Annotated in this window: 14 protein-coding genes; 6 read left to right on the top strand and 8 right to left on the bottom strand. The window is 71.5% G+C overall.

Translation table 11 applies throughout. From position 1 onward, the window contains the following. The first annotated feature begins 282 nt into the window (after window positions 1–282). Complete coding sequence (locus NKI68_RS08465) at window positions 283–981, top strand: cob(I)yrinic acid a,c-diamide adenosyltransferase (protein WP_368410941.1); 699 nt, start codon at window positions 283–285, stop codon at window positions 979–981. Window positions 982–1,057: 76 nt separating this feature from the next. Here NKI68_RS08465 and NKI68_RS08460 read toward each other — a convergent pair whose 3' ends face one another. Then, complete coding sequence (locus tag NKI68_RS08460) at window positions 1,058–1,618, bottom strand: DoxX family protein (RefSeq protein ID WP_254546278.1); 561 nt, start codon at window positions 1,616–1,618, stop codon at window positions 1,058–1,060. Between the two features lie 175 nt (window positions 1,619–1,793). On the opposite strand from NKI68_RS08460, the gene NKI68_RS08455 reads away from it, so the two are divergent. Further along, complete coding sequence (locus NKI68_RS08455; protein WP_254546277.1) at window positions 1,794–3,308, top strand: cobyric acid synthase; 1,515 nt, start codon at window positions 1,794–1,796, stop codon at window positions 3,306–3,308. 12 nt (window positions 3,309–3,320) lie between these two features. Here NKI68_RS08455 and NKI68_RS08450 read toward each other — a convergent pair whose 3' ends face one another. The 7 genes from NKI68_RS08450 to NKI68_RS08420 form a co-directional block, all read right to left on the bottom strand. Beyond that, complete coding sequence (locus tag NKI68_RS08450) at window positions 3,321–3,782, bottom strand: FlaD/FlaE family flagellar protein (protein WP_254546276.1); 462 nt, start codon at window positions 3,780–3,782, stop codon at window positions 3,321–3,323. Between the two features lie 136 nt (window positions 3,783–3,918). Then, the gene (gene arlJ / locus NKI68_RS08445; RefSeq protein ID WP_254546275.1) at window positions 3,919–5,631 is read right to left on the bottom strand and encodes an archaellar assembly protein ArlJ/FlaJ; all 1,713 of its coding nucleotides are present in this window, start codon (window positions 5,629–5,631) and stop codon (window positions 3,919–3,921) included. Then, complete coding sequence (flaI, locus tag NKI68_RS08440; protein ID WP_254546274.1) at window positions 5,628–7,310, bottom strand: archaellum flagellar ATPase motor FlaI; 1,683 nt, start codon at window positions 7,308–7,310, stop codon at window positions 5,628–5,630. Before flaI ends, arlJ begins: the two co-directional genes overlap by 4 nt. Continuing rightward, entirely contained in the window at window positions 7,310–8,023 is a 714-nt protein-coding gene (gene arlH, locus NKI68_RS08435; protein ID WP_254546273.1) for an archaellum protein ArlH, read from the bottom strand. Before arlH ends, flaI begins: the two co-directional genes overlap by 1 nt. Beyond that, window positions 8,020–8,478, bottom strand: coding sequence for an archaellum stator protein ArlG (gene arlG, locus NKI68_RS08430; protein WP_254546272.1), 459 nt, complete (start codon window positions 8,476–8,478; stop codon window positions 8,020–8,022). Before arlG ends, arlH begins: the two co-directional genes overlap by 4 nt. After that, window positions 8,478–8,921, bottom strand: a complete 444-nt coding sequence (arlF, locus tag NKI68_RS08425) for an archaellum stator protein ArlF (RefSeq protein WP_254546271.1) — start codon at window positions 8,919–8,921, stop codon at window positions 8,478–8,480. The genes arlG and arlF overlap by 1 nt, the downstream gene beginning before the upstream one ends. A 1-nt stretch (window position 8,922) precedes the next feature. Next, window positions 8,923–10,056: a FlaD/FlaE family flagellar protein gene (locus tag NKI68_RS08420; protein ID WP_254546270.1), complete on the bottom strand. Its 1,134-nt coding sequence runs from the start codon at window positions 10,054–10,056 to the stop codon at window positions 8,923–8,925. Window positions 10,057–10,365: 309 nt separating this feature from the next. On the opposite strand from NKI68_RS08420, the gene NKI68_RS08415 reads away from it, so the two are divergent. Genes NKI68_RS08415 through NKI68_RS08400 form a run of 4 tightly spaced genes read left to right on the top strand, consistent with a single transcriptional unit; the run spans window position 10,366 to window position 13,996 of the window. Beyond that, window positions 10,366–10,953: a flagellin gene (locus NKI68_RS08415; RefSeq protein WP_254546269.1), complete on the top strand. Its 588-nt coding sequence runs from the start codon at window positions 10,366–10,368 to the stop codon at window positions 10,951–10,953. A gap of 21 nt (window positions 10,954–10,974) precedes the next feature. Next, a complete protein-coding gene (locus NKI68_RS08410; protein ID WP_254546268.1) occupies window positions 10,975–11,490 on the top strand; it encodes a hypothetical protein in 516 nt (171 codons plus the stop codon). Beyond that, on the top strand, window positions 11,487–13,478 hold the full coding sequence (locus tag NKI68_RS08405) for a hypothetical protein (RefSeq protein WP_254546267.1): 1,992 nt from the start codon (window positions 11,487–11,489) through the stop codon (window positions 13,476–13,478). The genes NKI68_RS08410 and NKI68_RS08405 overlap by 4 nt, the downstream gene beginning before the upstream one ends. Beyond that, entirely contained in the window at window positions 13,475–13,996 is a 522-nt protein-coding gene (locus tag NKI68_RS08400) for a DUF7500 family protein (RefSeq protein ID WP_254546266.1), read from the top strand. Before NKI68_RS08405 ends, NKI68_RS08400 begins: the two co-directional genes overlap by 4 nt. Window positions 13,997–14,026: the final 30 nt, after the last annotated feature.

Raw genomic sequence — 14,026 nt, 5'->3', positions numbered from 1 at the left:
GAAGCTCCCGTCAGTAGTAGTAGAGGTCGATCCGGTGACCGCAGTCGCAGCCGACCTCCCGCCCGCGGAGCCGGCGCGTCGATCCGGCGTCCTCCGGTTCGGCCTCCACGACCGCACGACAGTTCGGACATTCGATGGAAATATTCAGAGACACGACACGTCGGAGAGCGCGGTCGGCCATAGTTATCCGACGCGTAACCGATCGCCGTCGGGGTTAGCCGTCTCGTTACTCGCCCTGGGCAGTCGGTACCCTCATCTCGACCCTCGCCGTACCGACCCACCGTGACCGACGATCCAGACGCCGACGCCCGCGACGCGCGGCTCGACGCCACGCCCGGGCGTGGTGTCACGCCCGAAGCACGAACTATCGACCCCGCCGCCCCCGAGGAGTTCGGCCTGGTGCAGGTCTGGTGGGGCGACGGGAAGGGGAAGACGACCGCCGCCCTCGGGATGGGGATGCGCGCGGTCGGCCACGGGTATCGAGTGCACCTGCTCCAGTTCATGAAGGGCGGCGCGTCGAGCGTCGAGGCCGTCCGCGGCGAGTACAACGCCATCGCCGCCCTCCCCGGGTTCTCCTACGAGAACGCGGGCCACTACGGCTGGCACGCGATGAACGACGGGAGCGCGGACGAGGACCACCTGCGCGAGGCGCGGGCGGGTTTCGAGCGCGCGACCGACCTCGTCGAGGCGGCCCGGGACGCGGACCTCTCGCGGCCGCTCGACCCCGACGGGCCGCCCGAGGCGGGGGTCAACATGCTGATCCTCGACGAACTGCTCTACGCCGCCGACCGCGACCTGGTCCCGCCCGAGGCGGTCGTCGAACTGGTCGAGTCGAAGCCCGACGCGCTCGAACTCGTCCTCACCGGGAGCCACGCGCGACCGGACTACCTCGCGGAGCGCGCCGACCTCGTGACGCGCGTCGCGAAGGAGCGACACCCCATCGACGCCGGCCAGCGCGCCCGGAAGGGGACGGAGTACTGACGGTCGCGTTCGGCCGCGGAAAAGAGGGGCGACCGGTTCGGCGTCGTCCCGGCGTCGGCCGAGGGTCTGCCGACGGTCAGCCGAGGACGTACTCGAGCGCGGGGTAGCGCTCGATGAGCGCCTCGCCGTCGATCTCGTAGCGCTCGATGAGCGCGTCGAGACCGAGGATGCGGCCCGCGCCGAGGGCGGCCACGGTCAGGAACACGAGCATGTAGGCCAGGTCGCCGTTGACCAGGCCGTGGGCGACGTCCCAGTTCCCGAAGTAGAACGTGAGCATCATCAGCGCGCCGAAGAACGCCGCGAGGCGGGTCAGCGCACCCACGAGGAGCCCGAGGCCGATGAGCAGTTCGCCCCACGGGACGGCGAGGTTCGCGACCGCGACGAACCAGTCGGTGGTGCCCATCCAGTAGAACACCCCCTCGAGCGGGTTGCCGTTGGTCGCCGCGACCTTCAGCAGGTAGCCGCGCGCGCCGAACGGTTCGGCGGCGAACAGCTTCGTCCACCCGGCGTGGAGGAACGCGTAGCCCATCATGAGCCGGAGCGCCAGGACGAACCACGCGCTGAGGCCGTGCGCGCGGCCGGTGACAGTCACGCCGCCGAGGCGGGTCTCGAACCGGTTCGCAGTCGTTTTCGTCATCGTTCTCACCTTACGGATAAGTGTAGTCCGGGAAGTCGGATATACCCGGTTCCTGGTTCTCACTCCCGTAGAATCGTGCGGCTCGCGCCGACAGGTTCAGGCCGACCGACGCCCACGTCGGAGACGTGTCGCGAGCACGAACGTCCCCGTCGCTTGAACGCGCTCCCGGTGATCGATGGTCAGAACGTACCTGATCGCGGGCACGGCCTCGCACGTCGGCAAGTCGACCGTCGCGGCCGGCCTGTGTCGCGTCCTCGCCGACGCCGGCGTGCGCGTCGCGCCGTTCAAGGCCCAGAACATGTCGAACAACGCCCGCGCGGTCGCGACGCCCGACGGCGGGTTCGGGGAGATCGGCGTCTCCCAGTACGTGCAGGCGCGGGCCGCCCGGATCCCCGCCACGACCGACCACAACCCCGTCCTCCTCAAACCGCGCGGCGGGGGCGAGTCGCAACTGGTGATCGACGGGCGCGCGGTCGGCCACTTCGCGGCGGGCGACTACTACGACGAGCACTGGGAGCGCGCCCGCGCCGCGGCCGAGGCGTCCTGGCGACGGCTGGCCGCCGACCACGACGTGATCGTCGCCGAGGGCGCGGGCAGCGTCGCGGAGATCAACCTCCACCACCGCGACCTCGCCAACGTCGAGACGGCCCGGTTCGCGGACCGCGGGTCGGGGAGCGTGCGGATCGTCCTCGTCGCCGACATCGAGCGCGGCGGCGTCTTCGCCAGCCTCGCGGGCACCCTCGAACTGATGCCCGACGACCTCCGCGAGCGGGTCGTCGGCTGCGTGATCACGAAGTTCCGCGGCGACCGCTCGCTGCTCGATCCCGGCGTCGAGGCCTTCGAGGACCGCTTCGGCGTACCGGTCCTCGGCGTCCTCCCCTACGACGACCCGGGCCTCCCCGAGGAGGACAGCGTCTCGCTCCCGGCGGGAGGCGGGGCGGCGGTTCGAGGTGCGGACGACGGCGTCCCCGACGACCGCGCGGTCACGGTCGCCGTCCCCCGGCTCCCGCGCATCTCGAACTTCACCGACCTCGACCCGCTCGCGCGGGAACCGGGCGTCCGGGTCACCTACCTCCCGCTCGACGCGCCGCTCGACGGCGCGGACGCGCTCGTGCTCCCGGGGACGAAGAACACCGTCGACGACCTGCTCGCGCTCCGCGCGGCGGGCTTCGGCGACCGCCTCGCCGCCTTCGACGGGCCCGTGGTCGGGCTCTGCGGCGGCTATCAACTGCTCGGCGAACGGCTCGCGAACGCGAGCGTCGAGGGGACGGGCGACGCGGACGAACTCGACGGCTTCGGCCTCCTCCCGGTCGAGACCCGATTCGAGGGGGCGAAGCGGGTCGAACCGGTGACGCGCACCCTTACGGGGTGCGGTCCGCTCGCCGGCGCGTCGGGTCGGGTGTCGGGGTACGAGATCCACATGGGTCGGACGCGGCCGCGAGCGCCGATCGAACGGCCGTTCCCCGCGGAGGGGGAGCGCGGAGCTGAGGGCGCGGCGACCGACCGCGTGTTCGGCACGTACCTCCACGGACTGTTCGAGAACCGGATCGCGCGCGAGGCGTTCCTCGACGCGGTCTACGCGCATCGGGGGGTAGAACGCCCCCGTGCGGTGACGTCGCCGTCGCCGTACGACCGCGCCGCGCGCCTCGTCCGGGAGCACGTCGACCTGGCGGCGCTCTCGCTCCCGTAGCTCCCTTCGTCCCTAGTCTTCCTCGATGGGGACGGAGCGCGCGACCCCGTCGCGTTTCGAAGCCGACTCCTCCCGTCGCTCTGCGCGACCCCGTTCCTCGATCCGGCTCTCCGCGACCTGGACCGCGGCGAGTTCCGAGCCGAGGTTGTCCCCGGCGATGGCGGCGACGTAGGCGAGCGAGCGGGCGTGGACGCCGAACGGCGTCCCGGAGAGCGACTCCAGCGGGAGTTCGACCGCCGCCGGTTCGTCGTACTTCTTGGTGTGGAGTTCGCCCGTCGACAGCCCCTGGAGGTACTCAGCCATCTGGCGGCGAACGCGGGGGGTGATCCAGCCGAGCAGCTCGTAGTACTGAAGCGCGTTCAGCGCGCCGCTCGCGCCGAACGTCCCGCCGAGGAACTCGGTCCACTCGAGGACGTACGGCGTCTGCTCGGGCGAGTTGTGAAGGTTCGTGAGGTACGGCTTCGTCGTTCCCATGGCGGTGTCCCTGCCTACGCCTCTCGCAGGCGGGGTATGAACGTCCGCCCGATATCGAGGTTCGAGTCGGCGGTCGGGACGGTCCTCGCCGACGCAGCTGTCGCAGTCGACCGCGTCACGGCTTCTTCCCGACGGCTCACACGGTGATCAGGCTCCCGATGAGTTCTCCGGTGACGACGGCGACGCCCGCACCGAGCCACGTGAGCAGCACGAAGTGGTGGTAGGCGTTGACCGTGTGTCCGCGGTCCATGATGCGGATCATCACCGCCGAGACGAGCGCGTTCAGGAGGACGACGAAGAGCAGGAGCAACTCCATCGTCGCCACGTCGTAGCGTTCGGGGTTGAACAGCGTGTGCATCATCGGGTTGTCGGCGTCGAACCCCTTCGCGATGTCCGTCAGGAGGACGGCGATCTCGAGGCCGACGAACGCGGAGAAGACGCTCGCGGCGGTGATGCCGTAGACGACGCCGACGAACGTCGCGGTCTCCTGGGCGCGCCGCTCGCGCAGCTTGAGCACCTCCGTCATGTTCCGGCTGATGACCTGTCCGAGGCGCTTCGGGTCGCCGCCCATCCGCCGCCCGATCACGTACATGTCTCCGAACTTCTGGATGAGGTACGACCCCGTCTCGACGGCGAACAGCCGCCAGGCGCGCGTCGTGTCGATGCGCGTGTTCAGCCGCCGGTAGAGGTGATCGACGTTCTCCGTGAGCGGGCCGAAGTCCTTCCGCCGGAGCGTCCGCAGGACGTTCGCGGTCGAGGTCTGCTTGACGCTCTCGACGCTCCCCAGCGCCCGGACGAACGGCGGGAACCCCTCGTCACGCTCCTTCACGCGGTTCTCCTCGCGACGCATCGCCAGTCCCGGCAGGAGCAGCGGCGTCACCGGTACGGCCACGTACGCCGCGAGGGGGACCCCGGCGGGATCGACGGGGGTGACCCCCAGGCGGACCGCGGCGGCCCCCGCGACGGCGAGCGCGGTGCCGGCCACGCCCGCGACGAGCGTCCGCCGAACCCGCCGGGCGGGCGTGCGGTCGATCCCCGAGGCGTACCAGACGGGATCGTACGGCGCGACGGTGTGGACGACGAACAGGAAGCCACACTGGACGACCGCGAGCAGGCCGACGACCCCGCCCACGAGCAGCGTCGGCTCGACGCCGACGATGATCGGCAGGACGGTGGCGAACACGAGGATGAACGTCACCGAGAGCATCAGCGAGAGGTAGAGTTCGCGCAGCACGTCCAGCTTGGCGAGGTCACCCTCGTAGCGGATGGCGAACTGCTGGAGCATGCTGTCCTGCTCGGCGACGAGGAAGTCGCCGAGTTCCTGGCCCGCACCGACGGTGTAGGCCAGCCGTTCGAGGAAGTCCGCGAGCAGGTCGCTCGGGACGCGCCGGGCGCGCATCCGGCAGGCGTCGTCGAGGCTCTGGTTCCAGGTGTCGACGAGGGCGACGATCCGCGCCATCTCCTCGGCGATGGCGCGGTACTCCTCCTCCGCCGCAAGCGTCCGGAACACCTCCACGCGGTCGATGTTCGTCATCGACAGCACGGTGACGTGGGTCAGAAAGAGGTGGAACCGCTCGCGGACCTGCTTTCGCTTCCGGTCTTCCACCACCTTCGGGTAGGCGACGGCGACGACGAAGGTGAAGGTCCCGAGGAGGGACAGGGGGCCGCCGATCGAGAGCGGGAGCGACAGCGCGACCGTCGCGCCGACGCCCCCGAGCGCGAACAGCGCCGACGGCAGGAGCGCGAGCAGGACGTACCGACGGAGGGACGTCCCGAGGTGACGGTACGAGTCGATCACGGCGGCGACCGCCCGGCGCAGGTTCACCTCGAACGCGCGCTCCGAGTTCACGAGCGCACCCCCGCCCGGCCGACGTCGATCGGCAGGCCCTCCAGGCCGTCGCGCTGGTAGCCCTCGATGGCGGCGTTCACCTCGTGGTACCCGAGCACGTCCGCGTCGATGAGCGCGCGGACGATCCCCGCGCGCTCGTCGAGTTCGTCGTAGATCTCGCGGACGTCGTGGTAGCCGAGCAGCGGCGCGATCCCCTCCTCGAGGACGTAGGAGTTGTTCCGCCCCTGGAAGACGATCTCGTCGTCGCGGGGGTCCCAGCCGAACGCCTGGCGGGTGATGACGCCCCCCTCGTGCTTCGAGTAGCCCTCGATCTCCTGGACGCTCGTCACCCGGCGGAGCACGTCGTCGCCGCGCTTGACGCGGTTCTGGAACAGCGCCACGTCGCAGTTGCCCATGAACGTCTCGGGGACGTTGATCGGGTTGGAGGTGAACCGCTGGATCATCGAGACGATGTCGCTCGCGTGGAAGGTGAGCAGTACCGGGTGGCCGGTCTGGGCCGCCTGGAACGCCATCTGTCCCTCCGCGCCCCGCACCTCGCCCATGACGATGTAGTCGGGTCGCGAGCGCAGCGCGGCGGCCACGAGGTCGAACATGTCCACGTCGGCGTCCCCGCCGCCCTGTCCCTCGCGGGTCAGCAGTTGCTGCCAGGTGTCGTGGGGTGGCATCACCTCGGCGGTGTCCTCCGCGGTGTAGATCTTGTGGTCGCGGGGGATGAACGAGAACGTGGCGTTGAGGGTCGTCGTCTTCCCGCTCGCGGTCTCGCCGACGACGAAGACCGTCCGCTCGTTCTCCAGGCAGAGCCAGAGGTACGCCGCGAGTTCGGGCGAGAGCGTCCCCCACTTCGTGATCTGGAGGATCGAGAGCGGGACGTCCTCGCCCTGGCGGATGGTGAGCGACGGCCCCTTGATCGAGACGTCGTCGGAGTAGATGACGTTGATGCGCGAGCCGTTCGGGAGGGTGGCGTCGACGATCGGCTGGGAGTCGCTCACCGGGTTGTCCATCCGCTCGCCCATGTTGCGGATCCAGTTCTGGAACGCCTCGTCGCTCTCGAAGGTCGCGGTCGTCTCCAGCATCCCGTAGACGGCGTGGTCGACGTAGCAGCCGTCCGGCCCGATGACGTGGACGTCCTCGTTCGCGTCGTCGGCCATCACGGGTTCGAGCGGGCCGAGGCCGACGATGTCCCGCCGGAGGTAGTAGCGGAGCCGCGAGGCGGTCTCCTCGTCGACCCGGATGCGACCGACGCCGAGGCGGTCCCGGAGGGTCGCGAGGGGGCCGGCGGCCCCGCCGTCGTCGATCCGGAGGACGTCGTCGAGGATGTCGTCGACGAAGTCGGTGAACGCCTCCTCGGCGTTCGGCGGCGGTCGAGTCGCGCTCAGATCGAGGACGCGCTCGCGCACCTCGGCGTAGAGCGCCCGCCCCTCGGCCGTCAGCGTCGGCTCGACGCAGTAGTAGCGGGTGGCCGTCCCCCGGTCGCCGTGGACGTGGCTGTAGATGGGGCCGTCGGCGTGGTAGATGACGTTCGGGCGGCGCGAGGCGTACTCCTTCGTCGGGCCGTCGATCAGGAGGGGGTACTCCCCGACCCGGTCGTAGAACGCCTCCAGGTGCTCCGCGAGGTGACGGTGGCGTCGCGCCGCCGCCGCAAGCTCCCCTCCGAGGTGTCGCGTCCCGAACTCCGCCATTATGCGACGGTCCGGCTCTCGATGGTGATCCCGCGCCCCTGCTGGACCGAGAACCCGATGGTGTCGTTCACGGGGTTCGCCATCTCGGCGAACCGGTGGACGAGGGCGCTACGCCTGATGTCCTGGCCGACGGGGGTCGTCTCGATCTCCAGGTAGACGCCGGCCGCGTCGCGCAGCGGGCGCATCGCGCGCTCGCTGACCGGCTCCGGGTTCACGGTCAGCACGACCGTCTTCTCGGCGGCCGTCGCCTGCCCCAGCCGCGCGACGAACGACTGGAGCACGCGGCCGTCCTCGCCGCGCGAGCGCGCCGCGACCACCTCGGGGTCGTTCCTGAGGATGGCGTCGAGCCCGTCGACGACGAGCACGTCCGCCCGCCAGAGGGGGCTGTCGTCCATCAGCCGCGCGAGCAGGCGGCGCTCGCCGGTCACGTCGGCGCGGACGAACAGCAGGCGCTCTGCGAGCAGGTGATCCACCACGTCGTACGACAGCGAGTGCATCTGATCGACGAACCCCGAACTCGACAGCTCCGTCGAGACGTACGCGGTCGGCGTCCCCTCGCAGGCCAGTCCGTAGGCGAACCGCTGGCCGAGCACGCTCTTGCCGCCGCCGTCCGGTCCCTCGATCAGGACGACGTGCCCGGCGGGGAGTCCGCCGCCGATAGCGTGGTTCACGCGATCGCGCGCTTCCAGTCCGATGGAGTAGTGGTCGGTCATGGTCCGGTGTGGAACTCGAATACCTCCTCGTCACCGTCGACGACGACGGCCGCGCGGTGTTCGCCCGCCGCGAGCGACCGATCGACGGTCAGTTCGAGGACGCTCCCGCTCGTCCACGCGGAGTCGTCGAGCACGCGGGTCGACTTCGCGCTCGCCTCGACGTACCGCCCGTCGACGAGCACGTCGATCCGGTCGGGGGCGCTCGGGAGCGTCGCGCGGCCGGTGTTCTTCACGAGGAGGGTGACCGTCCCCGTCGAGTCGTCGTACACCGCGTCGCTCCCGGCGTCGCTGATCACCTCGATCTCGGTGTCGATGTCCCGGCTCACGTCGAGGCTCTTGTCGTCGAGCGCCTCGCTGATGTCCGCCACGCTCGACGCCATCGTCCCCGAGACGCCGACCGCGACGGTCAGCGCCGCGATGAACAGCACGAGGTTCGAGACGGAGACGCTCGCCATCAGGGCACCTCCACGACGTCCGTCGCGACCGCCCGGATCCCCGTCTCGGTGACGAGGACGACGCGCTCGGGCTTCGTCGGGGCCGTCGCCGTCGCGGTCAGGTTCTCGCCGCTCAGCCACGTCGTCCGCCCGGGATCACCCTCGACGCTCGCCGTCCAGTTCGCGACGTACCGCCCGTCGACGAGCAGGTCAGTGTCGTCGACCGACAGCCCGGTCGTCCCGGCGTTCGCGACGACGAGCGTCACCTCCCCGGTCGAGTTGTCGTAGGTCGCGTTCACCGTCTCGACGGCCGTCTCCCGGCGGTCGAGCAGGCGTTCCGCCCGTCGGTCCTGCGCCTCCGAACGCCGTTCGTAGCTCGCGTCGAGTACCGGCGCGAGGGTGCCGACGCTCACGAGGAGTCCGACGAAGACGACGGCCGTCGCACCGCTCGCACTGAAGCCCATCTCACCCCTCGACGGCGGCCGCGCCGGCGGTCTCGAGGTCGCCCACGACCCGGAGTTTCATCACGTAGTCGTAGCTCGTCGCGTGATCCGCGGCGGTGACGTCCCGCGGGTCGTTCGGATCGACGTCGATGTCGATGCCGGGTCCCGAGACCGCCTGTTCGAGGTACGAACGCACGTCGTCGGAGATCCAGCCGACGGTCTCGTAGTACCCGAGCGCCTTCACCGCGCCGGCCGGTCCGGCCGTCTCGACCAGCGTCGAGAGCCACTCGAAGGCGAGCGCGTCCGCGGGGTACGTCTCCGCGACCGTCGCGAGCAGGACCGGACCGTCGCTCGCATCGGGCGGGCCGTCGGCCGCCGCGCGCTTGAGGTCGTCGACCGTGACGACGCCGTCGGACGACGGGGGGTCGTCGTGCCGACCCTCGTCCCCGCTCGCGTCGGCGTCCGCACCGGGTGGGCCGTCGCCGCTCCCCGTCCCCGGCGCTCCGTCCGCCTCCGCTCTCTCCACGCCCTCCGCTCTCTCCGCGCCCGCCTCCGTCCCCGCCCCGGGCGCGTCGTCCGGGTCGGTGCGCCCGACTGAGCCGGTCTCGTCAGTACCGTCGGTCTGGTCGGTGCCGTCGGTCTCGTCAGCGCCGTCGGCCGAGTCGAGGTCGCCATCGCCGTCGACCGGCCCGACGACCCCGAACCGCCCTCCCTCCCTGGCGACCCCGTCCGCGAAGGGGTTCGCCTCGCGGGTCAGTCGGTCGTAGACGCCGAGGAGGCGGCGGACCGTGTCCTCGACCTCCTCGACGGTCTCCTCCACGTCCTCCTGTGCGCGCTCGGTGCGCTCGACCGACCGCATCGCCGCCTCAAGCTCCGATTCGAGTTCGCCGAGTCGGTACTCGAGGTCGTCCACGGTCGTCGGGCCCTCCGGCGTCCCGTCGCCGGTCTCGGCGTCGATCGTCCCGCCGTTACCCCCGCCGCCGTCCCCTCCCCCGACTCGGGACTCCCCGTCCGGTGCGTCGCGGCCCGGTTCCGGGGGCCCGTCGGAGTCGTTGGCCTCCGCCGGCGACGTCCCGGAGTCGTCGGCGTCGTCGTCGCCGTCGGCGTCCTCGCCGTCTCGCGCGCCGCCGAAGAGCTGTGTGAGTGCCTTGAACATGTGTCACCCGTCCCCTCGCCGTCGGCGGACGAGCGGGACTCTCACTTGCCCGCTACCTGACCGGGCGGTATAACTGCCGACTCCGACTCGTGTCGCGTTTCGAGACTCGATACCGGGTTCGATTCGGATCGCGAGTCCGTCCCCCGATTGAATACGTCGCGGGGGGTCGCCCTCTCCGGGGGCAACCCTACCCGAAAGACCGCTCCGCTCCGGCACCGTCGGCCCGCCGCTCCCGCTTCGGCGGCGGCGGGCGGACCGCGCCCGCGCGGGCGAACGCGCCCGGGGTCGAGGAGCGGCACAGGTACACCAATGAAACTGTTCAACAACGAAACCGCGGATGAGCGCGGCCAGGTCGGTATCGGCACGCTCATCATCTTCATCGCGCTGGTGCTCGTCGCCGCCGTAGCCGCGGGCGTGCTCATCAACACGTCCGGCGTGCTGCAGTCGCAGGCGGAGGACACCGGTGCCGACGCACGGGCACAGGTCAGCAACCACATCGACGTCATCAGCGCGACCGGCGTCGTTGACTCCGCGAACGGCGACGTCAACGACGTCGAACTCGTCGTGAAGAAGGCCGCCGGTGCCGATCCGATCGACCTCTCCGAGGCGACGGTCCAGTACACCAGCGACACCGCGAGCGCGACGCTGACGCAGGCCGCGACCGCGAACGGAACCGCGTTCAGCGTCAACGACACCGACGGTAGCGCCGCGTCCGACACCGTCCTCGACACCGGCGAGAAGCTCGTCATCACCGTCAGCGCCGACGACATCGAGGGTACCGGGATCGCCGCCGGCGAGGAAGTCGAACTCCAGCTCGTCGACCAGTCCGGCGCGTCGTCCATCTACGGCGTGAACGTCCCCGACGTGCTCACCGGCAAGGACTACGTCAGCGTCTGAACCACCTGACGAACAGACGTAATGACCTCAGACCGCTCTCCGGCGATTCTTTTGACGCTCGCGTTCGGCGTCGTCGCCGTCGCGTCCGGTCCGTTCGTGCCGTTCGTCGACTATACTCCCACGGACACGTATCCTGACGACCTGTACCGGGGCTTCGGCGGCGACGAGACGATGGGCGTCGTCCACCGCCTCTCCGCCGCGCCGATCGCCGTGCCCGAGCGCGTCGCGCTCGAGCGGCGAACCGACGGCTACGAACTCCGGGACGCGACGGTCGAACTCGCCGTGCGGACGAGCGAGACGCCCGTCCGCGTGACTGCCCGACTGACGATCCCCGCGCTGAACCGCTCCTGGGAGACGGACGAGGGCGTCGCGGCGCTCGACTCGCGGACGCTCGCGCTCACCCCCGGAGGCGGTCCGGTGGCGTCGTCGGCCGTGAGCGCTGATCGCTACGACGCCGACCTGGTCGTCGCCGTCGCCTACGGCGACCGCGAACTGACGCTGCTGAACCGCACCGTCCGGGTGGAGGTGCGCGGGTGACTCCTCGCCTCCCGCTACCGACGCCCCGGGCGTCACCGACCCGTGCCCGCCTCGTCCGCGCGGTCTTCGGGGACCGGGCGGGCGTCGCGCTCTTCCTCGGCGCGGTGGCGTTCTACGCGCTCTACTGGCGCGTCGACGTCTTCATCGTCGACACGTTCGCGCTGGCGAACGCGCTCGCCAACCTCGAACGGGGCCATCTGGCGATCGAGACGGTCGTCTACGGACCCGACGGCGGCGCGACGCCGGGGACGTACTACGCGCACGGCCGGCGCTACGGGCGCAACTACGGACAGGTGGCGCTCGCCCTGCCCGTCCTGTTCCTCCTGCGCGCCGTCGCGCTCGTCGCGGACGTGCGCCTCGCCGTCGCGGGCGCGTGGTCGCTCGCCGTCTACGGCGCGGTCGCCCTCGCCGGTCGCGAACTGGGGCGACCGCGGAGGGCCGCGACCGTCGGCGTCGGACTCGCCTCGGCGCTCTTCGTCGCGAACCTCGCGACCGCGACGGCCCTGCCCGATCGGGCGCTCCCGCTCGTCGCGCTCCAGGCGAGCACGCTCCTCGCCGCCGGGTTCGTCGTGGTCGTCGCCTATCGGCTCGCGCTCGCGGCTCGCGGCCGTCGGACGGCGGCGTTCGCCGCGAGCGCGACGGGGTTGCTCGGTCCCGTCGGGTTCTGGGCGGTCGTGCCGAAGCGCCACGTCCTGCTCGCGCTGCTCGCGCTCGTCGCGGTGTACGGCTTCTACCGGAGCCGGGCCGTCGACGCGCTCGGCCACCGTGCGCTCGCGTACGCCGCCGTCGCGCTGGCCGCCTGGGTGAGCGCGCCCGACGCGGTCGTGCTCCTCGCGGCGCTCGTCCCCCTCGACCTGCTCACGGCACGCTCGAACGACCGACGGCGGCTGGCGGTCGTCGCGGGCGTCTTCGCGCTCGCGCTCGCGCCCTTCCTCCTCACGAACCTGCTCGTCGCCGGGAACCCGCTCGTCCCGCCGCGGATGCTACCGAGTTACGTCGGACAGGACCTCGCGGCGTCGCCCGGGTCGCCCGCGCCGTCGATCGGCGCAGGCGGTTCGAGCCCGACGGCCGGCGCGGACGGGGCGTCCCCGGGGGGGTCGCCCGGAACCGCGGGCGGGGGCGGCGGGGGCACGTCGAACGGCGCGCCCGTCCGTTCGCTCGTCGAGCGTCTCTCGGCCGCCGTGACCGCGACGGTGGCCGCCGTCGGATCGGTCGTCGCCGCGGGCGGAGACGCCCTGACGACGCTCTCCGGCCTGCTGGGGCGCGGCTACGCGGTCGTCACCGACGGCTCGCGGCTCTACCACGTCTTCGTGCGCAGCGGCCGTATCCCCGGCGTCGACTACTCCCAGACCGGCGGCGAGACGATCGACCTGGCGCTGCTCGAGGTCGCGCCCGTCCTCGCGTGCCTGGCCGCGGTTCCCGTCGCGATCGGCCGTCGACGATCGTCGGGCGGTTCGCCCCTCGACTCGCCCGCGATCGGGACGGGGGCGTTCGTCGGGGCGTTCGCCGTCCTCTGTACCCTCCTGTACCTCCCGCGGCTGCCGCTGCACTCGACCGTCACGGTCCGGTACCTCGCGCCGACGGTCCCGGCGCTCCTGTTCGTCGCGTGCCTCTCCTCGCCCGTGTCCCGCGCGGTGACCGACCGCTGGCGAGCGCTGTGGGTCGCGGCGCTCGTCGCGGCCGGTGCGGGGGCGCTCGTCCTCGGTGTGGGGCTCGCCGGTGCCGGACTGTCCGCGGGGGCGTTGATGCAGGCGCACGCCGTGGCGAACCTGACCGTCGCGGCGACGCTCGCCGTCTGCGCCGCCGCCGCGGGGATCGGCGATCGGTCGGGCGCGGCGGACGCCGCCCTCGCCGTCGCGCTCGGGACCTCCCTGGCGGCGATGGCGCTCTTCGCGCTGTTCTCCGGGATCGAATACCTCGGCGCGGGCCGGGCCTTCGCCCTGCCGCTCGCCGACTTGCTCGAGACGACGCTCACCCTCAGACGATGACGCGAACTCACACCGACACCGACACCGACGCCGACGCCCGCCCGGACCGCGAGACCCGCACGGACGGCGACGCCCGCACCGCCACCGACGCTCGGCGGACCGACGCCCGCCCGCCCGGACCGCGACCGATCGACGCTCGCACTTCGGACGGTCCGCCGGGGGACGACGGGGTCCTCGCGTCGGACGACCTCGCGCTCGACGATCCGCGCGCGAGAGCCCTCGGGGACGGACGCTTCCTCATCAGGCCGGAGCGCGACGGCGAACCGGCTGCTCCCGCTCCCGTCCCCGATTCCGTTCCTACAACCTCTCGCCTCTCGCTCGCCGACGTTCCCGAGCGGTACGCCGTGGACGTCGCGGTCAAGACGGATCGCGGCGTCGCCGACGAGCGGTTCCGCGCGAACGACGTGCGGGCGATCTTCGCGGACCTCCTGCGCTGGTACGTCGAGCGACTCGCCCCCGAGGACGACCCGGCCGAGGTGCTCGACCTCTTGCTCGAGACGACAGACATCAGGGAGTGAATATCAAGATTTAGGTAGTATCGGGCACCC

The organism is Halomarina pelagica, assembly GCF_024228315.1.
Classification (GTDB): domain Archaea; phylum Halobacteriota; class Halobacteria; order Halobacteriales; family Haloarculaceae; genus Halomarina; species Halomarina pelagica.
The sequence above is the reverse complement of the archived record's forward strand: the minus strand, read 5'-3'. Positions and strand labels throughout refer to the sequence as shown.